Below are 22,842 nucleotides of genomic sequence, written 5' to 3'. Positions count from 1 at the left end.
CGACTGCCACGACATGGCAACGCGCCTGGCCAGAACCGATTCGGCTCATTCTGACAATGCCACTGATCTGCTAGGCGGGCGGACGTCTTTGGCCCTTTTGTGTCTGCCCTTTGTGTCTGCCATGCGCCCGGCCAGGCCGAACGCAGCGCACAATTTTTTCGCAGCTTACAGGAATCTGACGATATGTGGTGACCGGCTGGTCGGCTTTTGCGCAACCGTATCACCCCCTCGCGGGACCTGCCGGTTCATCCCAGGGCATGCCGGGACGTTCCCTTTACGATTTTTACGCCATCCCTTGGCGGGCCGGTATTTTCTTGACACCGATTTTAGGCGCGTGCCCGTACTGTTCCGGTCGCGCCGCGGCCACTGTCATCCTGACGCTCGCCGTGGCTTCAGCCATCGCCTGATGCGTGGCTGTCCACCGATCGAAGTTCTTCCAATTGCCAAGTTATCCATGACTGCTCTTCGCTTCAACGTTTCGCACGCCTGTCTCGCTACCCTGTCTTGCGCCACGCTTCTCGCCACGCCGGCCGCCTTCGCGCAGGGCGCGCCCGATGCAGCCGCGGCGGCCGACGCGTCGCCGCACACCTTCACGGCCAACGTCACGCTGGCCAGCGAATATCGCTACCGGGGCCTGATGCAGTCCAACCGTCGCCCGGCGATCCAGGGCGGCTTCGACTACACGCATTCGAGCGGCTTCTACGTGGGCAACTGGAACTCCAGCATCAGCTGGCTTGGCGACAGCAACGCCAAGGTGTCGGCGCCGATCGAGATGGATTTCTATGGCGGCTTCAAGAACACCGTCACGCTGGGCGGGCTCGAATGGAACTACGACGTGGGCGTGCTGGAATACTACTATCCCGGCGACTATCCGGCCGGCTACACACGCCCGTACACGACGGAGCTGTACGGCGGCATCGGCTACGGCCCGGTGTTCCTGAAATACTCGCACGCAGTGACCAACCTGTTCGGCTTCAACGACAGCAAGAACAGCTACTACGTAGACCTGTCGGCCAATGTGCCGCTGAACGTCTGGGACCTGACGCTCAATGCGCACGTCGGCTACCAGAAGGTGAGGAATGTCACGGACGCCTCGTACACGGACTGGAAGCTGGGGTTGACCAAGGACCTGGGCAAAGGCTTTGCGCTGGCGATCGCTTATATCGACACCAATGCCAACAAGTCGGTCTACACCAATGTGCCTGGCCGTTATATCGGCAAGGCAGCCGCCTTCGCGTCGCTCACCAAGACGTTCTGAGCATGCCGCGCCATCTTGATGACATTTTGATGGCGGCGGCGGCGATTACTGCATCAACTTGAGGCGGCCATGCATAGCATGGTTGCATCTTCAACAGACGACCCGCCCAGCGCGGGTCCCGCTCAAATGCGACAGTCGAGCCTTGCCGTGGCCTTTGCTTGCGTGCCACGACGCCGTCTTACCCGCACCGAATCCCGCACCGCGCGCCTTGACGCATCTGGCATCGAAGCCGCGCAGGCCGCCGCGCCCGCGCTTGGCGTGGACACCGCGCACAGCTGGATCCGCCTGCGCCTGGCGGTGGCGTCGAGCCAGGTCTTCGCACTGCGCCAGTCGCTGCACCGCGCGATCGGGCAACTGGCGCGCATTTACGTGGTCGAGGTGGACCACCGCCATGGCGAGACCACGCTGCATGTGGAAGTCGAGCGCGGCGGCCGCGACGCTGCCATGCACGCCATCATGATGGCCCTGCCGGCCGCCGAGTTCGGCGTCACCACGGTGCTAGGACAAGACCATGCCGCGCACTGAGATGATGGCGGGCTTGCGCGAAGACAGCCGCGCGACGTTGTGGCTGCCACTGGTGACACCGATGCAGGGCGGCGAGCTGGACCTGGCCTGCGCGCAGCGGCTGGCCGCGCACTATGTGGCCAGCGGCGTGGATGGGCTGGTCATCCTGGGCACGACCGGGGAGGGCGGCTTGCTCACGCGGGATGAGCGGCTGATGTTTACCGCCGCGGTGCTGGAGGCGGTGGACGGTGCGCTGCCGGTGCTGGCTGGCGTTGGCGGCGTGGATACCCGCGTGGTTTGCGAACAGGTGCGCCAGCTCGACCGCTTCGATCTGGCGGGCTACCTGGTGCCGCCGCCGTACTACCTGCGGCCCGGCGATGAGGGCATTGCCTGGCATGTCGAGCGCGTGGCGGATGCCACCTGGCGCCCGCTGATGCTCTACAACGTGCCCAAGCGTACTGGCTGCAACATGTCACCGGCATTGGTGCAGCGGCTGGCCGCGCATCCGCGCGTCGTCGCGGTCAAGGAGTGCGACGCTGCCGGGCTTCGTGCCCTGGCCGGCAACGACCGGCTCGCGGTCTTCTGCGGCGAGGACGCGGCCATGCTGGACCACCTGCTAGCGGGTGGCGACGGCGTGGTTCCGGCTTGCGCGCACATCCGCCCGGATCTGTTCGTGCGGCTGTTGCAACTGGTGGCGCAGGGCCGTGTTGCCGAAGCGCGTGCGCTGTTCGCGAGCCTTTCGCCATTGATCTCGCTGCTATTCTCCGAGCCCAATCCGGCCCCGGTCAAGACCGCGCTGGCATTGTGCGGGCTGGCAGGTTCCGAGGTCAGGCGGCCACTGGTGCCGGCGAGCCGCGCGCTGCGCGAACGGCTGGACCAGGTGATCGCTTCGCTGCCGGCGGTGGAGGACGTGGAGCGCACTTTGTTGCCGGCTTAGCGTTGGCGCGGGCGCGGCGCCGGATGCGTCGGATGCGCAGGATGCGTGAAAGGGCGGCAACCGGTAGAATGCCGGATTGCCTAAAATTTGTGCATCATGTCACACGACTGGAAGGCCAGCGTCACGGTTGCCGCGGTAATTGAGCGCGGCGGCCGCTTCCTGCTGGTGGAAGAAGAAACCCCCGACGGCCTGCGGCTGAACCAGCCTGCCGGCCATCTTGACCCGGGCGAGAGCCTGATTCACGCCGTCATCCGCGAAACGCTGGAAGAAACCGCGCACACGTTCGAGCCGCGCGCGCTGCTGGGCTGCTATATGGCCCGCCCGCAATCGGCCGGCACGGCGGCGCGCCCGGGTGGCGACATCACCTATGTGCGCTTCGCCTTTACCGGCGAGCTGGGCGCGCTCGATGCCGGGCGCCAGCTCGATGTGGGCATCGTGCGCACCGTGTGGATGAGCGCCGACGAAATCCGCGCCTGCCCCGAGCGCCATCGCACGCCGCTGCTGCTGGCCTGCATCGAGGACTATCTGGCGGGCAAGCGCTTCGCGCTCGACGCGCTCTACACCCATCCTTCCGTGGTGGGCGGCGGAGTGCAGTCATGAGCCAGGGCAAGCGCGTGGTGGTGGGCATGTCGGGTGGCGTGGATTCGTCGGTGACAGCGTGGCTGCTCAAGCAGCAAGGCTACGAGGTGATCGGCCTGTTCATGAAGAACTGGGAAGACGACGACGACAGCGAGTACTGCTCGACCCGGCAGGACTGGCTGGACGTGGTCTCGGTGGCCGACCTCATCGGCGTCGACGTGGAAGCGGTCAATTTCGCCGCCGAGTACAAGGACCGCGTCTTTGCGGACTTCCTGCGCGAATACTCGGCCGGCCGCACGCCCAACCCCGACGTGTTGTGCAATGCCGAGATCAAGTTCAAGGCCTTCCTGGACCACGCCATGTCGCTGGGCGCGGACACCATCGCCACCGGCCACTACGCGCGCGTGCGCGAAGCGGGGGCGGATGTGGGGGCCGGCACGGGCCGCTTCGAGCTGCTCAAGGCCTTTGACCACACCAAGGACCAGAGCTACTTTCTGCACCGGCTGAACCAGGCGCAGCTGTCGCGCACGCTGTTTCCGCTGGGCGAGATGCCCAAGACGCGCGTGCGCGAGATCGCTGCCGAGATCGGCCTGCCCAATGCCAAGAAGAAGGATTCCACCGGCATCTGTTTTATCGGCGAGCGGCCGTTCCGCGATTTTCTCAACCGCTACCTGCCGACCAAGCCGGGACCGATGAAGACGCCGGACGGCAAGGAAGTCGGCCAGCACATCGGTCTGGCGTTCTACACGCTGGGGCAACGCAAGGGCATCGGCCTGGGCGGCAGCCGCGCGGGCAATGGCGACGCCTGGTACGTGGCGCGCAAGGACATGGCCAGCAACACGCTGTATGTGGTGCAGGGCCATGAGCATCCGTGGCTGCTGACGCCCACGCTCGACGCTGCCGACCTGTCGTGGGTGGCGGGCACCGGCCCGGCGGTGGGCACCACGCTGTCGGCCAAGACGCGGTATCGGCAGAGCGATGCGCCCTGCACGGTGACGGGGGCCGGCGACGATGCCCTGCAACTGACGTTCGCGCAGGCGCAGTGGGCGGTCACGCCCGGCCAGTCCGCGGTGCTGTACGACGGCGATGTCTGCCTGGGCGGCGGCATCATCCGGTGACGCGTGCCGAGTGCGATCGCATGAAAAAACCGGCTCGATGGCCGGTTTTTTCATCTTCGCGCGGCAGGAGGCGCAGGCAAGGCTCAGGCGCGTGGCGGTTCCGTGTCGATGAACGACTGGCGCTTGGCAAGCTTGTCCTGGTACACGGCGAGGCGCGGGTGGCGCTCACGCCAGGCGATGTCCGGGAAGCGGAAGTCGAGGTACGACAACGCGCAGCCCACGGCCACGTCGGCCAGCGAGTAATGGTTGCCCGAGCACCAGGGCCGGTCGGCCAGGCCGTCGGCGATGGCGGCCACCGCGGCGTCGATCTTGCCGAGCTGGCGCTGGACCCAGCGCTCGCTGCGCTGCCCGGGCTCGCGCTGCGTGTGTTCCAGGCGCGCCAGCAGGGCGGCATCGAGCAGGCCGTCGGCCAGCGCTTCCCAGCAACGTACCTCGACGCGTTCGCGGGCGCCTTGCGGGATCATGCGGCTGACGGGCGTCAGGGTGTCGACGTATTCGACGATCACGCGCGAGTCGAAAATCGCGCCGCCGTCTTCCATGACCAGGCACGGTACCTTGCCCAGCGGGTTGAACTGGGAGATGGTGGTGTCCGGCGACCACACGTCAACCTCGACCATCTGGTAATCGATCTTCTTTTCCGCCATCACGACGCGCACTTTGCGCGCGTAAGGGCTGGTTTGCGATGCATACAGCTTCATGGACTCCCCTCGAGCTTGTTATGAAGTGCATCGGCCGCGCCTCGCGCGCCCGGCATGCCCGATGCACTTCATAACAGGCTAGCGGATCGGCGAGCGCGAGTATACCCGTGCCCCGTCCGGGATGTGCCGGGCGTGCGTGGCGCCTGCCTGCCGTGTCGTCATGCCGAGACGCGCGAGCTGCCCGGCCCCGCGAACGCGTCCACAGAAGGCAGGCCGCGATGGTAAAATGCCCGCTTTCCGTCGTGCCGTCAGTCGGTTTTTGCGCCGAATTGTTCTCTTCTTGAGGTGAATTGGACCTGTTTTTGTGTCTTTTCCCCTCTTTAGACCGGTTCGGCCTTGTCGCCGGCCACTTCGGCCCGCGAGGGCCTCGCCCGGCCATTTTGCCCGCGCAATCTGCCCGCCCGGCCACGCTTGCGTAACCACTCCCTCTATCCCTCCGGTCTCCCAGCATGTCTTCTTCCTCGCTCTCCCCGCTCACCGCCCTGTCTCCCATCGATGGCCGCTACGCCTCCAAGGCCGATGCGCTGCGCGAGTGGCTCTCGGAAGCAGCCTTCATGCGCAACCGCGTCAAGGTGGAAGTGCACTGGCTGATCGCGCTGTCGCAAGCCGGCCTGCCCGACATGCCGAAGTTCTCGCCGGCCTCGGAAGCGGCCCTGCTGGCGCTGGTGGACAACTTCACCGAAGCCCACGCATCGCGCATCAAGGAGATCGAGGCAGTCACCAACCATGACGTGAAGGCCGTGGAGTACTGGCTCAAGGAACAGGTCAAGGGCAACGCCGAGCTGGAAGCCGCGAGCGAGTTCATCCATTTCGCCTGCACCTCGGAAGACATCAACAACACTTCGCACGGCATGATGCTCAAGGGCGCCCGCGAAGGCGTGATCCTGCCCACGCTGCAACGCGTGCACGCGCGCCTGGTGGAGCTGGCCCATGCCAATGCCCGCCAGCCGATGCTGTCGCGCACCCACGGCCAGCCGGCCAGCCCGACCACGCTGGGCAAGGAAATGGCCAACGTGGCGGCACGCCTGGCGCGCGCCATCGAGCGCATCCAGCGCGTGGAGCTGCTGGGCAAGATGAACGGCGCGGTCGGCAACTACAACGCCCACCTGTCGGCGTACCCCAGCTTCGACTGGGAAGCCTTCTCCAAGCAGGTGATCGAAACGCGCCTGGGCCTGACCTTCAACCCCTACACCATCCAGATCGAGCCGCACGATTACATGGCCGAGCTGTTCGACGCCATCGCCCGCGCCAACACCATCCTGCTCGACCTGAACCGCGACATCTGGGGCTATATCTCGCTGGGCTACTTCAAGCAGCGCACCAAGGCCGGCGAAATCGGCTCGTCGACCATGCCGCACAAGGTCAACCCGATCGACTTCGAGAACTCGGAAGGCAACCTGGGCCTGGCCAACGCGGTGCTGCGCCACTTGTCGGAAAAGCTGCCGCTGTCGCGCTGGCAGCGTGACCTGACGGATTCCACCGTGCTGCGCAACATGGGCGTGGCCTTCGGCTACAGCCTGCTGGCCTATGAGGCCTGCCTGCGCGGCCTGGGCAAGCTGGAAACCAACCCCGAGCGCCTGGACGAAGACCTCGACAACTGCTGGGAAGTGCTGGCCGAGCCGGTGCAGACCGTCATGCGCCGTTTTGGCGTGCCCAATCCCTACGAGCAGCTCAAGGAACTGACGCGCGGCAAGGGCATCTCGCGCGAGGCGCTGCAGACCTTCATCAGCGGCCTGGCGATCCCAGACGATGCCAAGAAGCTGCTGCTGGAAATGACCCCGGCCACCTATATCGGCCGTGCCGTCAGCCTCGCCGAGCGCGTGTGATTCTCCCGGCCTGCCGGCCGGCGCGTAGAAAAAAAGCCATCCCTGGGGATGGCTTTTTTTGTTGATGGGCGGCCAGCGCGGGCACGGCTTGCCGGCTGCGGCGTAATGTCACTTCAAATGGTTTGAATGATTCCATGAATTTCAGACCGTTCCGCAACCTGCCTGCCGCACAATAATGCGAGAATTCAAAGAGCAGCAGTAATTGCCGTTCAGTAAAAGATTGTGAAACGCCCGCAAGGGCAGGGGTCCTTATCCATGCATTCCCAAGCCAAAGCCGGCGCCCACGCCGGCGCTGCCGCAGCGCCGCAGCCGACGTCCGCCTATGGAGCCACGGCGATCGGCTTGCACTGGATCATCGCGCTGCTGATCTTCGCCGCCTTCGGGCTGGGCCTGTACATGACCAGCATCCCGGGCTTGTCGATGCTCAAGCTCAAGCTGTTTTCCTGGCACAAGTGGATCGGCGTGACCGTCTTTGCCATTGCCGTGCTGCGCGTGCTGTGGCGCGCCACCCACCGCGCGCCGGAACCGGCCGCGGGCACTCCGGCCTGGCAGGCCAAGGCCGCGCACGCGGCGCACCTGCTGCTCTACGCGCTGATCGTGGTGGTGCCCATCACGGGCTACCTGTACAGCTCGGCTTCAGGGGTTCCCGTGGTCTACCTCGGCATCTGGCAGCTGCCCGCGCTGATCGAGAAGAGCGATGCGCTCAAGGAAATCCTCAAGCTGGTTCACATCTGGCTGAACTACCTGATGGCCGTGATCGTCGTAGTGCATGCGGCGGCGGCCATCAAGCATCAGTTCATCGAGCGCGATGGCACGCTGGCGCGCATGCTGCCGTTCCTCAAGTAAGCCGATATACCGACATGCCGGCAAACCGGCAAATGACCGAGGGCCGCAAGGCCCTCTTAGCGACAGGAGTTTTTAATGAAACGCATTCCCCGCCCGAGCGCGCTTCTGATGGCAGCCACGCTGGCCACTGCCGGCATCGCAGCCAACTACGCCTGGGCCCAGGTCGACGCGGCCAAGAGCTCGGTCACCGCGACGGCCCGCCAGATCGGCGTGCCGATGGAGGGCAAGTTCAAGAAATTCGACGCCACAGTCGCGTTCGATCCCGCCAAGCTGGCAACATCCTCGGCCAAGGTCGAGATCGACGTGTCCAGCTTCGAGATCGGCGACGCCGAGACCACCAAGGAGGTCAAGGGGCGCGACTGGTTCGACGCGGCCAAGTACCCCAAGGCGGTGTTCCAGTCGACCAGCATCAAGGCCGGCGCAGCCGGCAAGTATGAGGTGGCGGGCAAGCTCACCATCAAGGGCAAGACCCAGGACGTCGTGATTCCGGCGAGCTATCGCCAGGATGCCGGTGGCCAGGTGTTTGAAGGCGTGCTGCCCATCAAGCGCACCGTGTACAACATCGGCGACGGCGAATGGAAGGACACTTCCGTAGTGGCCGACGATGTCCAGATCAAATTCCGTATCGTGACCTTGGCTAAGAAGTAAGCGCGCCGCGCCCATCTTCCCTGCCATTCCTTTGCTGTTCATCCCCAACTTTTTGCCGGGAGCTCTTATGAAATTGCGCACCATCCTCGCCGCTGTCGCGGCCCTGTCCGCCGTCGGCGTCGCATCCGCCAACACGGTGACCTACAACCTCGATCCCACTCACACGTACCCGAGCTTCGAAGCCGACCACCTGGGCGGCCTGTCGACCTGGCGCGGCAAGTTCGAAAAGTCGAGCGGCGTGGTGACGCTGGACCGTACTACGAAGACCGGTTCGGTGGATATCAAGATCGATCCCGCCTCGGTCGACTTCGGCAACAGCAAGCTGAACCAGCACGTGAAGGGCCCTGACATGTTCAACGTCGAAGCCTTCCCCGAAGCCACCTACAAGGGCAAGTTCTCCAAGTTCAACGGCGATGTGCCGACCGAAGTCGATGGCGTGCTGACCCTGCACGGCGTGTCCAAGCCGGTCAAGCTGGAGATCCGCGAGTTCAAGTGCATCCAGCATCCGATGCTCAAGCGCGAAGCCTGCGGTGCTGACGCGGTGGGCACCTTCAACCGTGCCGATTTCGGTATCGACTACGGCGTGAAGATGGGCTTCAAGCCCGAGGTCAAGCTGGCGATCCAGGTCGAAGGCGTAAAGGCGGACTAAAGCCCGGCCAAGTGCCAACCAAGCGTCGACTAAAAAGGCCGGGAGCATTCCCGGCCTTTTGCATTATTTTCGGTGGTTTCCAGTCGTTCCCGGCTCGGCGGGCGGGCTTGCGCAGGTTGTGTTGTCTGCACTTGACGCCCACAGTACAATGATCCGCTAAGATTCAGTTACAGTCCTACTCAGTACAGTCTCGATCAGTCTCACTCAGTTTCACAGTCTCAGTCACAGTTACCAGGGTGTAGTCGCGCGCGTGCCATCATCAGGACGCCCATGCCCGCAACCGATTACCGACATGTATCCCAGCAGTACCCCCTGATACTGGCCTAGCGTAGCGATCCATCGCCCTACGAGCTGTACCCGGCCAGTCAATGATGCATTGTTGAACTGGGCGGCCGGCAGCGTTTTTCGGATTTCTCTGGCGCAATACCGTGTACTCCCAAACGCAAATCGATCCGGTGGTTAGTTTCCGCAACTCGCAGGGCGAGCAGGTGCGGGGCACAATTATCAATCTCCAGAGAAAAGCTCTGGTGATGGAAATCTACAATCCATACTCGATCGTCCAGGTCAGCGAGGTGCTGAGCGAGCTGAGTGTGCGCATGGGCAGCAAGAACGCCTACCTGGGCAAGGCGGTGGTGATGAGCCTGGTGAACACCGGCCTCACCGCGGTGGTATCGCTGACGCTGATCGATGAATGGCGCGAGCTGAGCGACCTGCCCAATGAGCCCAAATCGGTTGGGCGCGAGGCCGAACTGTTCATCAACGACTGGGATGCGCGCTTCAATATCCGGCGCGATTACCAGATCGTGGTCAACGAAATGCGCGCGTTTCTCTCGGAAGTCTCGCGCTGGGTCGAGCAGGTCGACCTGACCGAGAACCTGCCCAAGACCGACGGACGGCTGCGCGAGGACGTGTTCTACGAGCTCGCCACGCCAATCATGCTCAAGGTCAAGACTTACCTTGACCGGCTCGAAGGCGAGGCCGAGCAGGTGGACGCGGAGATCGCGCCGGTGCACCGCACATACGCGCAATCGGCCCTGCATCCGCTGCTGCTGCGCGCCCCCTTTGTCTACCGCACCTTCACCAAGCCGCTGGGCTATGCGGGCGACTATGAGATGGTCAACCAGATCCTGAACGATCCGCAGCAGGGCCCGACCACCTACTTCCAGATCGTCAATACGGCCTTCCTCAAGGCGGCCGTGGCGACCGCCCACCGCAACCGGATCGACCTGCTTGTCGATTTCCTGTCGCGCCAGGCCGATGCCGCCCGCGCGGCCGGCAGGCCGTTTCGCATCCTGAATGTCGGCTGCGGCCCGGCCTTCGAGATCCAGCGCTTCGTGCGCGAGTATCCGCAGCCCGAGCTACTGTCGTTCCAGCTGGTCGACTTCAGCGAGGAGACCCTGGCTTACACCAAGTCTTCCATCGAGGACTCGGCCGCCTCGGCGGGGCACAAGGTGTCGGTGGAGATGGTGCATCAATCGGTACATGAACTGCTCAAGCGCAAGATCGCGCCGGACGACGCCGGGCTGCGCGAGTTCGATGCGGTGTACTGCGCCGGGTTGTTCGACTACCTGTCCGATAAGGTGTGTTCCCGCCTGCTGAGCTATTTTGCCGCGCGTACGCGGCCGGGCGGCCAGTTGCTGGTAACCAACGTCCATTCGGACAATCCGGAGAAATTCGGGATGGAACACCTGCTGGAGTGGTACCTGATCTATCGCGACGAGGCCAGGATGAGTATGCTGCTGCCCGAACAATCCCGCGATCACAAGCTCTATGTCGACCAGACTGGGGTTAATGTGTTCGCGGAAGCGATCATCCTCTGAAACGCCAGTAGCCGGCCCAGCCATGAGCACCAATCAACTTTACGCGGGTTACCAGACCGAGCTGGCGGATTTCCGCCTGGCCTTCAGCCGCGGCGGCGCCTATACCGCCATCGTGCTGGTGCTGCTCGGCGTGGGGCTGGACTACGGCCAGTATCCGCAGTTGCAGGCGCCCTTCGCCGTGGCGCGCGTGCTGGTGTCGCTGCTGATCGCCGGCATCGTGATGCTGTTGTACAGCACGGCCGGGCGCCGTTTTGCGCCGTGGCTGACGTTGTCGTGGCTGCTGCTGCCGCAGATCATGATCTCGTGGATGATCTGGCATACCGATGGCGTGGAGTCGCCGTATTACGTCGGGCTGAATCTCGCCATCTTCGCGTCGGGCATCGCGCTGCCGTTCGGCTTGTGGCAGAACCTGGTCTTCGGGATCCTGTCCTACCTGTTCTACCTGCTTGCCTGCGTGCTGCATCCCGGCGGCATCGAGCCGGCCGGCACCTTTATCGTCAATTCGCTGTTCCTGCTGTTTGCCGCCGCGGCCAGCGCGGTCTATACCTTCTTCAATGAGCGGGCGCGCTTCATGCTGTTCCGCCTGAAGGCCGAAGTGGCGGAGAAGAACGGCGAGCTCGAAGTGATCAACCGCAAGCTGGTCGACATCAAGGGCCAGATGCTGCAGCAGGAAAAGATGGCCGCCATCGGTACGCTGGCCGCGGGCCTGCTGCACGAGGTCAACAACCCGGTCAACTTCTGCCTGATGGCGATCGAAGTCGCGCTGGAAGAGCCGGTGGCCAAGAACGAACCGATGCTGCAGGAGTGCCTGGTCGACGCCAAGCAGGGAATGCAACGCATCCAGCATATCGTGTCGGACCTGAAGACCTTCGCGTATCGCAAGCCCGGTGCTGAAGCGGAGGGCACGCCGTTCCTGTTCGAGAAGGCGCTCGATTCCTCGATCCGGCTGACCGCCCATGAGCTGCGCGGAGTGGCGGTCACGCGCGAACTGCCGACCGACACGCTGGTGCTGGGCGACGAAGCCGCGGTGATCGGCGTGCTGATCAACCTGTTCTCCAATGCCGCGCTGGCCATGCGCAAGGCCGGCACGCAGGCCCCGGCCATCCATACCACCGTGAAGTGGGTTGAGCGCCGGCTGCATGTGACCGTGAAGGACAACGGGCCGGGCATTGCGCAAGAGCACCTGGCGCGCGTGTTCGAGCCGTTCTTCACCACGCGCGAAGTCGGCCAGGGCCTGGGCCTTGGCCTGTCGATCAGCTACGCGGTGATCGAGCGTCACGGCGGCGTGCTGTTTGCCGAGAGTGAACTGGGCAAGTGGGCCTCGTTCAGCTTCGACCTGCCCCGAGCCGACTGAGAATGCCATGAGCGACGCCCGTCAACCACGGCTTACCGTGCTCTACGTCGATGATGAGGAAATGGCATGCAAGTACTTCGCCCGCGCGGTCGGCACGGAGTACGAGGTGCTGGTCGCCAGCGGTGCCGACGAAGCGGTACGCATCCTGCGCCGGGAGAGCGCGCGCATCGCCGTGCTGGTGACGGATTTCCGCATGCCGGGGCGCGATGGCGGCGACCTGCTGCGCCAGGTTGCGCTCGAGTACCCGCAGATCGTGCGCATCCTGGTGACCGCCTACGCGGACAAGGACATGCTGCTGCAGACGGTCAACACTGGCGAAGTCTTTCGCATCCTGGAAAAGCCGATCGAGCTGGGCCAAGTGCGCGAAGCGCTGCGGCTGGCTGCCGAGCGCTATCGCGAACGCTCGATCCGCCATCAACGCCTGATGGCGATCGACGAGACGCTGGCCTTCCTGGCGCATGAACTGAACACGCCGCTGGCGGCGATTGCAAATTTTGCGCGGGGTATCGAAAGCCGTATCGCGGCGGAATACAATCCGCTGCGCCAGAGCGAGATTGGCCAGGCGGCCACGTCGATGCACGACAACGCGCAGTATTGCCTGGCCGTGATTTCGTCGTTCCTGCAGTCGGTGCGCAGCAGCGGCAGCCGGCCGAGCACGCAAGCGGGCGCCAGCCGGGAAGTGACCGCCGGCGGCCTGATCGCCGCGCTGCTCGACACCTACCCCTTTGCCGGGCCGCAGCGCGAGTGGGTAAAGATCGAAATGCATGACGACTTTGCCGTGCGCACGCTGCCCAATTGCGTGGCGCTGGTGCTGTCGTCGCTGTTGTCCAATGCGCTGCGGGCGCTCGACGGCGTCGACTCGCCTTCGCTGCGCTTTGTGGTGGCGGCCGAGCCCGATGCCGCGATCCGCATCTGCGACAACGGCCCGGGCATACCACCTGAGGTGATGGGGCGCCTTCTGGTGGATCCGGTCACCACCCATGCGAGTACCGGCGGAAACGGACTGGGCATGATTTTTTGCAACCGTGTCATGCAGTCTTTCGGTGGCGGCATCCGGATCGAGTCTACGTCCGGTGCGGGTACCACAGTGACGCTGGATTTCCCCAATACCAAGAGTCGAATGCATAGGAGTGATCGATGAACGAACCGAATGCCACGCAGGCACCATCACCGGCGATTCTGTTCGTCGATGACGAGGCGACGGCCGTCAAGTATTTCCAGCGTGCCATCGGAGCACTGGCGCCGGTCGTGACCGGTGGCTCGGTCGAAGAGGGCAAGGCGCTGCTGGATGCGCACGCGGACAGCCTTGCGGTCCTGGTCTCCGACCAGCGCATGCCGGGCGAGTACGGCAACGAGCTGCTGCGCTACGCGCGCGAGCGCTATCCGCACATCGTGCGGATCCTGACCACCGCTTACTCGGAGATCGAGCATACGGTCGCGGCCGTCAACGAGGGGCAGATCCATCGCTATATCAAGAAGCCGTGGGACATCACCTCGCTGCGCATGGAGCTCAAGCAGGCGCTTGAGATGGCCGGCCTGCGCAAGGAGCGCGACCAGTTGCTGCGCGAGAAGCTGAGTGTGCTGCAGCGGCAGACCATTGCCGCGCGCATCGGCCTGATCCGCACGCTGTCGGCCAGCCTGATCGGCCCGGAGCGCTTCCAGCCGGTGGACACCTACCTGGCCTCGGCCGCGCTGGTCGGCGTGCAGAATCCCGAGCCGGACTGGCTGTTGATGGACTACGCCGACCTGGTGGCGGCGGAAAGCCGCCGCAGCGGCACCTTTGGCCACGCGGTGGCGGCCAAGCTCGCCGCGCTGCGCACGCAGCTCGCCGGCCGTGGAGCGGGCGATGCGGTGGCGGCACTGGCCGAGACGCTGGCCGCGACGCAAGGCGCAGCCAACGTGCGCCGCGATGGCGATGCCCTGGTGTGGATCCAGGGGGCCGCGCTGGCCGAGTACCTGGGCGAGCCGGTGGATAAGGAAGTGTCCGCGCAGCACGCCACCTGGCTGGCCGGGCTGCTGTGGCTGGATGAAGCCGGCGGCGCGCTCAAGGCCGTGCGGGAGGGCGATTCCATCGTCTACCGCCCCACCGATCGCACCGCAGAGTTCGCCGCGGATCGCCTGGCGGTGTGGATCGAGCAGTTCTGAGCGCGTTCCGAGTAGCAACGGCATAACAAAAAAGGGCACCCGAAGGTGCCCTTTTTTGTTGCCTTGAAACTATCCGCGGCAGGCCCGTCAGGCTTGCGCGCCGAAGTTCGGGTCTTCGCGGTCGACGTCGCCCGGCTTCTTCTCGCCCTTGACCAGGTCCTCGCGCTTGACGCCCAGCCACATGGCCAGCGCCGCGGCGACGAACACCGAGGAGTAGATGCCGAACAAGATGCCGACGGTCAGCGCCAGCGCGAAGTAGTGCAGGGTGGGGCCGCCGAAGAAGAACATCGACAGCACCATCATTTGGGTCGAGCCGTGGGTGATGATGGTCCGCGAGATGGTGCTGGTGATCGCGTTATCGATGATCTCGTGCGTGGTCATCTTGCGGTATTTGCGGAAGTTCTCGCGAATCCGGTCGAAAATAACCACCGATTCGTTCACCGAGTAACCCAGCACCGCCAGGATTGCCGCCAGCACCGACAGCGAGAATTCCCACTGGAAGAAGGCGAAGAAGCCCAGGATGATCACCACGTCGTGCAGGTTGGCGATGATGCCGGCCACTGCGAACTTCCACTCGAAGCGGAACGACAGGTAGATCACGATGCCGGCCACCACGCACAGCAGCGCCAGCAGCCCGTCGGTGGCCAGTTCCTTGCCCACCTGCGGGCCGACGAACTCGACACGCTGGAGCTTTACGTCAGGCGCGGCCGTCTGCAGGGCGGTCATGACCTGCTCGCTCTGCTGGGCCGAGGTGACGGGCTTGCCGTCCGGGCCCTTTTGCAGCGGCAGGCGGATCATCACGTCGCGCGAGGTGCCAAAGTTCTGCACCTGCACGTCGGTGTAGCCGAGCTTGCTGACCTGGCCGCGGATGCGCTCCAGGTCGGCCGTCTGCTGGTAGTTGACCTCCATCACCGTGCCGCCGGTGAACTCGATCGACAGGTGCAGGCCCTTGTGTGCCAGGAAGAATACGGCGGCGGCAAACGTCAGGAAGGAAATCACGTTGAAGATCAACGCGTGCTTCATGAACGGAATATCGCGCCGGATGCGGAAGAATTCCATGTTGAATCCTGTTTTGTACGGCAGCGCCTGCTGCCGTTCTATGCTGGTTGGATGTCCGTGCGCGTTCTGTGCGCGCGGACATCCATGATGCTTACTTGGCGACGGTGCCCTGGTTGTCCGAGCCCGGCTTCCAGATCTGGCCGATCGCCACGCTTTGCAGCTTCTTCTTGCGGCCGTACCAGAGGTTCACCAGGCCGCGGTTGAAAAACACCGCCGAGAACATCGAGGTCATGATGCCCAGGCAGTGCACCACGGCAAAGCCGCGCACCGGGCCGGAGCCGAAGGCTAGCAGCGCCAGGCCCGCGATCAGGGTGGTCACGTTGGAGTCCAGGATGGTGGCCCAGGCGCGGTCGAAACCGACGGCGATCGCCATCTGCGGCGATGCGCCCGCGCGCAGTTCCTCGCGGATCCGCTCGTTGATCAGCACGTTGGCGTCAATGGCCATGCCGAGCACCAGCGCGATAGCGGCGATGCCGGGCAGCGTCAGCGTAGCCTGCAGCATCGACAGTACCGCCACCAGCAGCAGCAGGTTGATGGCCAGCGCGGCCACCGAGAACACGCCGAACAGCATGTAGTACAGCATCATGAAGACGGCGATGGCGCCAAAGCCGTAGGCCACCGAGTCAAAGCCCTTCTTGATGTTGTCCGCGCCCAGCGACGGGCCGATGGTGCGTTCTTCGATGATTTCCATCGGCGCGGCCAGCGAGCCGGCGCGCAGCAGCAGGGCCAGGTCGTTGGCGGCTTCGGTGGAGTACGAGCCGGTGATCTGGAAGCTGGAACCCAGTTCGGACTGGATCGTTGCCACCGTCAGTACTTCGCCCTTGCCCTTCTCGAACAGCACGATGCCCATCGGCTTGCCGATGTTCTCGCGCGAGACGTCGCGCAGCACGCGGCCACCCTGGGCGTCGAGCTTGATGTTGACCGAGGCGCGCTGGTTCTGGTCGAAGCCGGCCGAAGCGCTTTCAATGCGGTCGCCGGTGAAGATCACTTGCTTCTTGAGCACCACCGGGGCGCCGTTGCCTTGCGTGAACAGCTCGCTGCCGAAGGGGATCGGGTCGCCCGGGCGCGGGTTGCGCGGCGCGTCGGGGTCGGCCAGGCGGGCTTCCAGCGTGGCGGTGCGGCCGATGATGTCCTTGGCCTTTGCGGTGTCCTGCACGCCAGGCAACTGCACCACGATGCGGTCGGCGCCTTGCTGCTGGATCACCGGCTCGGCCACGCCGAGCTCGTTGACCCGGTTGTGCAGGGTGGTGATGTTCTGCTTGACCGCCGCATCCTGCACCGCCTTGCGGGCCGCATCGGTGAACACGCCGGAGATGTTGTTGCCATCCGGGGTGAACGCCAGTTCGCGCAGGTTGTCGGCCAGGATGCCGCGCGCCTTGGTGGCGTCGTCGGCATTGTTGAAGCGCACCGTCAGGCGGTCGCCGTCGCGGTCGATGCCGCCATGGCGGATGCCCTTGTCGCGCAGCAGGGTGCGGGCGTCGCCGGCCAGGCTGTCGAGCTTCTTGTCGACCGCGCCCTTCATGTCCACTTGCAGCAGGAAGTGCACGCCACCGCGCAAGTCCAGCCCCAGGTACATCGGCAGCGCGTGCATGGCGGTGAGCCAGCGCGGCGAGCCCGACAGCAGGTTCAGCGCGACCACGTAGGTGGCGTCATTGGGGTCGGGGTTGAGCGCGCGGGTCAGCACGTCCTTGGCCTTGAGCTGCTCGTCGGGCGTCTTGAAGCGCGCCTTGACCGAGCCGGACTGCCCGTTCAGGTCGAAGAACATGCCGTCGGGCTGCAGGTTGTTCTGCGCCAGCACCTGCTCGATCTGCTTTTGCATGGCCAGGTCGACCTTGACCGTGGCCTTGGCGGAGGAGACCTGCACGGCAGGCGCCTCGCCGAAGAAGTTCGGCAGCGTGTAGGTGATGCCGATGGCCAGGGCCACCAGGATCACGAGGTATTTCCAAAGCGGATAACGATTCATCTTTGGCCAGTCGTTCTTCGGTTGGTGGTGCCGACGAGACCGTCAGCGGGCAGTTGGCACCACCGCACCGGTTGGCAAACAGCCGCCTGGCATCCACGGATAACCCGTGCTGGATCAGGCGGCTGCAGGGGCACGCGCGCTAAAGGCGTGCCGGGAAGGGCGAAAAAGCAGGCAGGCGGTGCGGGAGAAGCTGGGCGGCGCCTGAGTCAAGCGACGCCCCGCCCGCGTCCGCGGTGCTCAGAGCGACTTCAGCGAGCCCTTGGGCAGCACCGTGGTAACCGCGCTCTTTTGCACCGTGATTTCGGTGCCCGTGGCGATTTCGATGGTCACGTATTGTTCGTTGACCTTGGTGACACGGCCCAGGATGCCGCCGGCAGTGACGACTTCGTCGTTCTTGGCCAGCGCTTCCAGCATTGCCTTCGATTCTTTCTGGCGCTTCATCTGCGGGCGGATCATGATGAACCACAGCACAGCGAACATCAGGATGATAGGCAGGAAACTCATCAGGCCACCCGCCGCGCCACCGGTCACGCCGGCAGTCTGGGCAAATGCGTTAGAAATCAGCACGTTGCTTCTCCGTCACAAAGTCAATCAGTTAGTCGGTCATTCTACCACCCGCTTGCAGCCGCATTCCATGCCCGATCCGGGCATTTACGGTGTAGTACGGGTTTGTTCGGGGCGCCTTGCGAGCCGCTTGGCAGCTGCAGGCACCGCTATTCGACCGAAGCCGTGCGGAAAGTTCACGCCGGGGCGGGCGTGGCCGGCTGCGCCCCGCGCGCGCGATCGGCGGCAAACCGCAGGCGGAAGGCCTCGAAGCGGTGTTCCTCGATGGCTTCGCGCATCTCGCTCATCAGTTCCAGGTAGTAATGCAGGTTATGGATGGTGTTCAGGCGCGCGCCCAGAATTTCGCCGACCCGGTGCAGGTGGTGCAGGTAGGAGCGCGAGAAGTTGCGGCAGGTATAGCAGCCGCAGGACTCGTCCAGCGGGCGGGTGTCGTTGCGGTGGACGGCATTCTTGATCTTGACGTCGCCAAAGCGCGTGAACAGCCAGCCGTTGCGGGCATTGCGGGTCGGCATCACGCAGTCGAACATGTCCACGCCCGACGCCACGCCGGCCACCAGGTCTTCGGGCGTGCCCACGCCCATCAGGTAGTGCGGCTTGTGCGCGGGCAGGCGCGGGCCCACGTGCTCCAGCACGCGCATCATGTCTTCCTTGGGCTCGCCGACCGACAGGCCGCCGATGGCGTAGCCGTGGAAGTCCAGCTCCGACAGGCCGGCCAGCGACTCATCGCGCAGGTCCTCGAACATGCCGCCCTGGACAATGCCGAACAGCGCGTTGGGGTTGCCCAGGCTGTTGAACTCGTCGATCGAGCGCTTGGCCCAGCGCAGGCTCATGCGCATGGAGGCGGCTGCTTCCGCGTGGGTGGCGGGGCGGCCGTCGATTTCGTACGGCGTGCATTCGTCGAACTGCATCACGATGTCCGAATTCAGCGTGCGCTGGATCTGCATCGAGATCTCGGGCGACAGGAACAGCTTGTCGCCATTGACCGGCGAGGCAAAGGTCACGCCATCCTCGGTGATCTTGCGCAGCGCGCCCAGCGAAAACACCTGGAAACCGCCCGAATCGGTCAGGATCGGCTTGTCCCAGCCCATGAAGCGGTGCAGGCCACCGTGCTTTTCCACCACTTCCAGCCCGGGACGCAGCCACAGGTGGAAGGTATTGCCCAGGATGATCTGGGCGTTGATCTCACCGAGCTCGAGTGGCGACATCGCCTTGACCGAGCCATAGGTGCCGACCGGCATGAAGATCGGGGTCTCGACCACGCCGTGGTTGAGGGTGACGCGGCCGCGGCGGGCGTTGCCGTCGGTGGTGAGCAGTTCGAAGTTGAGCATGACGGGATTCGGGATTCAGGGTCGGGCTGGCGCGGCGCGCTCAGGGCTGGGGCTGGCGCGTCAGCAGCATGGCGTCGCCGTAGCTGAAGAAACGGTAGCGCTCGGCCACCGCATGGCGGTAGGCGCAGCGGATGGGCTCCACCCCGGCCAGCGCCGACACCAGCATCAGCAAGGTCGACTTGGGCAGGTGGAAATTGGTGATCAGCGCATCGACCACGCGGAAACGGTAGCCGGGCGTGATGAAGATCTCGGTGTCGCCACGGCCGGCGGCCAGCATGCCATCGGCAACGCCGGCAGACTCCAGCGCGCGCAGCGAGGTGGTGCCGACCGCGATCACGCGGCCTGCGGCGGCGCGCGTGTCGCGCACGGCCTGGGCCAGCGCATCCGACACCTCGTACCACTCGGCGTGCATCTTGTGCTCGGCCAGGTTCTCGGTGCGCACCGGCTGGAAGGTGCCGGCGCCCACGTGCAGGGTCAGGAAGCCGCGGCGCACGCCCAGCGCGTCGAGCCGGGCGAACAGGGCCTCGTCGAAATGCAGGCCGGCAGTCGGCGCGGCCACCGCGCCGGGGGCGCGGGCGTAGACCGTCTGGTAGCGGGATTCGTCGTAGGCGTCGGGATCGTGGGTGATGTATGGCGGCAGCGGCAGGCGGCCGTGGCGCTCGATCAGGTCCAGCGCCGGCTCGGGGAAGGTGAGCGTGAAGAACTGGTCCACGCGCGGGCCCACAGTGACGTCGAAGGCATCCGCCAGGCGCAGCAGGCTGCCCTCGGGCGGCGTCTTGGAGGCGCGCACCTGGGCCAGCACGGTATGGCTGTCCAGTACCCGCTCGACCAGCACCTCGACCTTGCCGCCGCTGCCCTTTTGCCCGAAGAAGCGCGCCTTGATGACGCGGGTGTCATTGAACACCAGCAAATCGTTGGGGCGCAGGTAGTCGACGATGTCGGTAAACGCGCGGTCTGTGAGGCGGGTGGTGCCTTCCCGGGCGTCCGTATCCACCACCAGCAGCCGGCTCGCGCCGCGCTCCGGCAAGGCGGTCTGGGCGATCAGTTCGGGCGGGAGGGCAAAGTCAAAATCGGACAGCGTCAGCATCATGGGGGCAAAAACGGCCGCAGACCGCGCGGTGGCGCGGCCGGCATAGGTACAATCGGCGAATCCGATATTGTAAGGCTTGGGGCGGCTGCTCCGCCCGGGCGCGCGTGATATCGCCTATTTGCGCCAACCAGCGCGTGCCACCAGGCGCGCGCCCCGACCCGAATCGCCAGCCACGCCCCAGATGCCAGGAACCGCTCCCGACCGAACCCCGGAAACCAACGACAGCCCGCCCGCGGCGCGCGCCGGGGACAAGCCGGGCCGTGCGGGCAAGGCAGCGGCCAAGGGCGCGGCCGCCGGCAAGCCGTCCTCGGCCATGGCCCGGCTGCATAAGCTCGGCCTCAAGCGCGATGTCGACCTGGTGCTGCACTTGCCGATGCGCTATGAGGACGAGACCACGCTGCTGCCGATCGCCGATGCCATCGGGCGCGCGGGCATGGGGCTGACGGTGCAGGTCGAGGGCGTGGTCACCTCCAACGAGGTCAGCCTGCGCCCGCGCCGCCAGATGGTGGTCAAGATCGCCGACGATACCGGCGAGCTGACGCTGCGGTTCATTAATTTCTACGGCAGCCAGACCCAGCTGATGGCCGAAGGCGCCTGCCTGCGGGTGCGCGGCGAGCTGCGCGGCGGCTTCTTCGGCGCGGAAATGGTCCATCCCACGGTGCGCGCGGTGACGCCCGGCGAGGCGCTGCCCGAGCGGCTGACCCCGGTCTACCCGAGCACCGCCGGCATCCCGCAGAGCTACCTGCGCAAGGCCATCGGCGGCGCGCTGTCACGCACGCCGCTGCCCGAGACCCTGCCCGCGCCCGTGCTGCAAGGCCCGCTAGCCCAGCTCAAGCTGCAAGCCTTGCCCGAGTGCCTGCGCCTGCTGCACACACCGCCGCAGGATGTGGACGAGCACGCGCTGGTCGAGCGCTCGCACCCGGCCTGGCAGCGCATCAAGCTCGATGAGCTGCTGGCGCAGCAGCTCTCCCTCAAGCGCTCCCAGGCGGCGCGGCGCGACAAGAGCGCGCCGCCCATGCCGCGCCGCGCGGGCGGCCTGCTGACAGCCTTCCTGGCCGCGCTGCCGTTCAAGCTGACTGGCGCGCAGCAGCGCGTGGTGGAAGAGATTGCCAAGGACATGGGCGCGCCCCATCCGATGCACCGCCTGCTGCAGGGCGACGTCGGCAGCGGCAAGACCATCGTGGCGGCGCTGGCCGCCTGCCAGGCTATCGATGCCGGCTACCAGGCCGCGCTGATGGCCCCCACCGAAATCCTGGCCGAGCAGCATTACCGCAAGCTCTCCGCCTGGCTGGAGCCCCTGGGCGTGCCGGTGGTGTGGCTGGCCGGCAGCCTGAAGACGCGCGCCAAGCGCGAGGCCGCGGCCAAGGTCGAGTCCGGCGAGGCCAAGCTGGCCATCGGCACCCACGCGCTGATCCAGGACAGCGTCAAGTTTGCCCGCCTGGGTTTGTCCGTGGTCGATGAGCAGCATCGTTTCGGCGTGGCCCAGCGGCTGGCGCTGCGCGGCAAGGCGGACCCCGATGCCGCCGCCGTGCGGGGCAAGGCTGGCAAGGTCGCGGAAACCGTGCCGCACCAGTTGATGATGTCGGCCACGCCGATCCCGCGCACGCTGGCCATGACCTACTACGCCGACCTCGACGTCTCGGTGATCGACGAATTGCCACCCGGGCGCACTCCGGTGGTGACCCGGCTGGTCAACGACGCGCGTCGCGACGAGGTGATCGAGCGCGTGCACCACGCCGCCGCCGATGGCCGCCAGGTCTACTGGGTCTGCCCGCTGATCGAAGAGAGCGAGGCGCTGCAACTGCAGACGGCGGTGGAAACCTATGAAACGCTGGTCGCCGCCTTGCCCGAGCTCAAGGTGGGATTGGTGCACGGGCGCCTGCCACCGGCAGAAAAAGCCGCGGTGATGGAAGACTTTACCGCCAACCGGCTGCAGGTGTTGGTGGCCACCACAGTGATCGAGGTGGGGGTGGACGTGCCCAACGCCTCGTTGATGGTGATCGAGCATGCCGAGCGCTTCGGCCTGGCGCAGTTGCACCAGTTGCGCGGCCGGGTAGGGCGAGGCAGCGCCGAATCGGTCTGCCTGCTGCTGTACCAGGCACCGCTGTCGCCCACCGGGCGCGAGCGCCTGGCAACCATGCGCGAGACCACCGACGGCTTCGAGATCGCCCGGCGCGACCTGCAGATACGCGGTCCCGGCGAGTTCCTCGGCGCGCGCCAGTCCGGCGAGGCCATGCTGCGTTTCGCCGATCTCAACACCGACGCCTGGCTGGTCGACTATGCCCAGGAGGCTGCCGAGCTGATGCTGGCGCGCTTTCCGGAGGCGGTTGAAGCGCACCTGCTGCGCTGGCTGGGTGGCAGGGAGCATTACCTGAAGGCCTGATGTGACCCTGCGGACTCACCTGGTGCGGGCGCTCAGGTATCGCCTGCATCGCTTTGCCTGTCATCTCTGACAG

20 protein-coding genes are annotated in these 22,842 nt (G+C 65.3%); 14 read left to right on the top strand and 6 right to left on the bottom strand.

All coding sequences use genetic code 11. The features are described from left to right. Positions 1-454 precede the first annotated feature (454 nt). The 5 genes from A9975_RS25925 to mnmA all read left to right on the top strand — a co-directional run bounded on the left by A9975_RS25925 (position 455) and on the right by mnmA (position 4,396). On the top strand, positions 455-1,258 hold the full coding sequence (locus A9975_RS25925; RefSeq protein ID WP_150985942.1) for a TorF family putative porin: 804 nt from the start codon (positions 455-457) through the stop codon (positions 1,256-1,258). Between the two features lie 126 nt (positions 1,259-1,384). Further along, complete coding sequence (locus tag A9975_RS25920) at positions 1,385-1,783, top strand: hypothetical protein (protein WP_183035255.1); 399 nt, start codon at positions 1,385-1,387, stop codon at positions 1,781-1,783. After that, complete coding sequence (gene dapA / locus A9975_RS25915; RefSeq protein WP_183035254.1) at positions 1,770-2,699, top strand: 4-hydroxy-tetrahydrodipicolinate synthase; 930 nt, start codon at positions 1,770-1,772, stop codon at positions 2,697-2,699. Before A9975_RS25920 ends, dapA begins: the two co-directional genes overlap by 14 nt. 96 nt (positions 2,700-2,795) lie before the next feature. Next, positions 2,796-3,299, top strand: a complete 504-nt coding sequence (locus A9975_RS25910) for an NUDIX hydrolase (protein WP_183035253.1) — start codon at positions 2,796-2,798, stop codon at positions 3,297-3,299. Further along, positions 3,296-4,396, top strand: a complete 1,101-nt coding sequence (gene mnmA, locus A9975_RS25905; RefSeq protein ID WP_150985946.1) for a tRNA 2-thiouridine(34) synthase MnmA — start codon at positions 3,296-3,298, stop codon at positions 4,394-4,396. Before A9975_RS25910 ends, mnmA begins: the two co-directional genes overlap by 4 nt. A gap of 83 nt (positions 4,397-4,479) precedes the next feature. Here mnmA and A9975_RS25900 read toward each other — a convergent pair whose 3' ends face one another. Then, positions 4,480-5,094, bottom strand: coding sequence for a glutathione S-transferase family protein (locus tag A9975_RS25900; RefSeq protein WP_174422964.1), 615 nt, complete (start codon positions 5,092-5,094; stop codon positions 4,480-4,482). A gap of 449 nt (positions 5,095-5,543) precedes the next feature. On the opposite strand from A9975_RS25900, the gene purB reads away from it, so the two are divergent. The 8 genes from purB (at position 5,544) to A9975_RS25860 (ending at position 14,382) form a co-directional block, all read left to right on the top strand. Next, positions 5,544-6,920, top strand: a complete 1,377-nt coding sequence (gene purB / locus A9975_RS25895) for an adenylosuccinate lyase (protein ID WP_183035252.1) — start codon at positions 5,544-5,546, stop codon at positions 6,918-6,920. 255 nt (positions 6,921-7,175) lie between these two features. Then, complete coding sequence (locus A9975_RS25890; RefSeq protein ID WP_183035251.1) at positions 7,176-7,766, top strand: cytochrome b; 591 nt, start codon at positions 7,176-7,178, stop codon at positions 7,764-7,766. Positions 7,767-7,841: 75 nt separating this feature from the next. After that, positions 7,842-8,414 (top strand): YceI family protein, encoded by a 573-nt coding sequence (locus tag A9975_RS25885; protein ID WP_043349502.1) that lies wholly within the window; start codon positions 7,842-7,844, stop codon positions 8,412-8,414. Positions 8,415-8,481: 67 nt separating this feature from the next. Beyond that, positions 8,482-9,063, top strand: a complete 582-nt coding sequence (locus A9975_RS25880; protein WP_183035250.1) for a YceI family protein — start codon at positions 8,482-8,484, stop codon at positions 9,061-9,063. A gap of 428 nt (positions 9,064-9,491) precedes the next feature. Then, positions 9,492-10,883, top strand: coding sequence for a class I SAM-dependent methyltransferase (locus A9975_RS25875; RefSeq protein WP_183035249.1), 1,392 nt, complete (start codon positions 9,492-9,494; stop codon positions 10,881-10,883). A 22-nt stretch (positions 10,884-10,905) separates the two neighbouring features. After that, entirely contained in the window at positions 10,906-12,237 is a 1,332-nt protein-coding gene (locus tag A9975_RS25870) for a sensor histidine kinase (RefSeq protein WP_150985951.1), read from the top strand. Between the two features lie 7 nt (positions 12,238-12,244). After that, positions 12,245-13,378, top strand: a complete 1,134-nt coding sequence (locus A9975_RS25865; RefSeq protein ID WP_174422957.1) for a hybrid sensor histidine kinase/response regulator — start codon at positions 12,245-12,247, stop codon at positions 13,376-13,378. Further along, complete coding sequence (locus tag A9975_RS25860) at positions 13,375-14,382, top strand: response regulator (protein ID WP_183035248.1); 1,008 nt, start codon at positions 13,375-13,377, stop codon at positions 14,380-14,382. Before A9975_RS25865 ends, A9975_RS25860 begins: the two co-directional genes overlap by 4 nt. 87 nt (positions 14,383-14,469) lie before the next feature. Here A9975_RS25860 and secF read toward each other — a convergent pair whose 3' ends face one another. From secF to queA, 5 genes are all read right to left on the bottom strand, one after another. Further along, complete coding sequence (secF, locus tag A9975_RS25855; RefSeq protein WP_183035247.1) at positions 14,470-15,441, bottom strand: protein translocase subunit SecF; 972 nt, start codon at positions 15,439-15,441, stop codon at positions 14,470-14,472. A gap of 91 nt (positions 15,442-15,532) precedes the next feature. Further along, a complete protein-coding gene (gene secD, locus A9975_RS25850) occupies positions 15,533-17,404 on the bottom strand; it encodes a protein translocase subunit SecD (RefSeq protein ID WP_183035246.1) in 1,872 nt (623 codons plus the stop codon). Between the two features lie 237 nt (positions 17,405-17,641). Next, entirely contained in the window at positions 17,642-17,971 is a 330-nt protein-coding gene (yajC, locus tag A9975_RS25845; RefSeq protein WP_043349487.1) for a preprotein translocase subunit YajC, read from the bottom strand. Positions 17,972-18,144: 173 nt separating this feature from the next. After that, positions 18,145-19,296, bottom strand: a complete 1,152-nt coding sequence (tgt, locus tag A9975_RS25840; RefSeq protein WP_183035245.1) for a tRNA guanosine(34) transglycosylase Tgt — start codon at positions 19,294-19,296, stop codon at positions 18,145-18,147. 40 nt (positions 19,297-19,336) lie between these two features. Beyond that, positions 19,337-20,383, bottom strand: coding sequence for a tRNA preQ1(34) S-adenosylmethionine ribosyltransferase-isomerase QueA (queA, locus tag A9975_RS25835; RefSeq protein ID WP_183035274.1), 1,047 nt, complete (start codon positions 20,381-20,383; stop codon positions 19,337-19,339). A 184-nt stretch (positions 20,384-20,567) separates the two neighbouring features. Here queA and recG point away from each other — a divergent pair, with 184 nt between their 5' ends. Further along, positions 20,568-22,769, top strand: coding sequence for an ATP-dependent DNA helicase RecG (recG, locus tag A9975_RS25830; protein ID WP_183035244.1), 2,202 nt, complete (start codon positions 20,568-20,570; stop codon positions 22,767-22,769). The last annotated feature ends 73 nt before the right edge of the window (positions 22,770-22,842 follow it).

The organism is Cupriavidus sp. UME77, assembly GCF_014170355.1.
Classification (GTDB): Bacteria; Pseudomonadota; Gammaproteobacteria; order Burkholderiales; family Burkholderiaceae; genus Cupriavidus; species Cupriavidus basilensis.
This window is presented reverse-complemented; position numbering and strand designations above follow the sequence as displayed.

Excerpts from the sequence above, each read along its gene's own strand:
- A9975_RS25880 (WP_183035250.1), top strand. The coding sequence starts at position 8,482 with ATGAAATTGCGCACCATCCTCGCCGCTGTCGCGGCCCTGTCCGCCGTC.
- A9975_RS25925 (WP_150985942.1), top strand. The coding sequence starts at position 455 with ATGACTGCTCTTCGCTTCAACGTTTCGCACGCCTGTCTCGCTACCCTG.
- A9975_RS25910 (WP_183035253.1), top strand. The coding sequence starts at position 2,796 with ATGTCACACGACTGGAAGGCCAGCGTCACGGTTGCCGCGGTAATTGAG.
- recG (WP_183035244.1), top strand. The coding sequence starts at position 20,568 with ATGCCAGGAACCGCTCCCGACCGAACCCCGGAAACCAACGACAGCCCG.
- secD (WP_183035246.1), bottom strand. The coding sequence starts at position 17,404 with ATGAATCGTTATCCGCTTTGGAAATACCTCGTGATCCTGGTGGCCCTG.
- A9975_RS25920 (WP_183035255.1), top strand. The coding sequence starts at position 1,385 with ATGCGACAGTCGAGCCTTGCCGTGGCCTTTGCTTGCGTGCCACGACGC.
- mnmA (WP_150985946.1), top strand. The coding sequence starts at position 3,296 with ATGAGCCAGGGCAAGCGCGTGGTGGTGGGCATGTCGGGTGGCGTGGAT.
- A9975_RS25865 (WP_174422957.1), top strand. The coding sequence starts at position 12,245 with ATGAGCGACGCCCGTCAACCACGGCTTACCGTGCTCTACGTCGATGAT.
- secF (WP_183035247.1), bottom strand. The coding sequence starts at position 15,441 with ATGGAATTCTTCCGCATCCGGCGCGATATTCCGTTCATGAAGCACGCG.
- A9975_RS25900 (WP_174422964.1), bottom strand. The coding sequence starts at position 5,094 with ATGAAGCTGTATGCATCGCAAACCAGCCCTTACGCGCGCAAAGTGCGC.
- A9975_RS25885 (WP_043349502.1), top strand. The coding sequence starts at position 7,842 with ATGAAACGCATTCCCCGCCCGAGCGCGCTTCTGATGGCAGCCACGCTG.
- queA (WP_183035274.1), bottom strand. The coding sequence starts at position 20,383 with ATGCTGACGCTGTCCGATTTTGACTTTGCCCTCCCGCCCGAACTGATC.
- A9975_RS25890 (WP_183035251.1), top strand. The coding sequence starts at position 7,176 with ATGCATTCCCAAGCCAAAGCCGGCGCCCACGCCGGCGCTGCCGCAGCG.
- dapA (WP_183035254.1), top strand. The coding sequence starts at position 1,770 with ATGCCGCGCACTGAGATGATGGCGGGCTTGCGCGAAGACAGCCGCGCG.
- tgt (WP_183035245.1), bottom strand. The coding sequence starts at position 19,296 with ATGCTCAACTTCGAACTGCTCACCACCGACGGCAACGCCCGCCGCGGC.
- purB (WP_183035252.1), top strand. The coding sequence starts at position 5,544 with ATGTCTTCTTCCTCGCTCTCCCCGCTCACCGCCCTGTCTCCCATCGAT.
- A9975_RS25860 (WP_183035248.1), top strand. The coding sequence starts at position 13,375 with ATGAACGAACCGAATGCCACGCAGGCACCATCACCGGCGATTCTGTTC.
- A9975_RS25870 (WP_150985951.1), top strand. The coding sequence starts at position 10,906 with ATGAGCACCAATCAACTTTACGCGGGTTACCAGACCGAGCTGGCGGAT.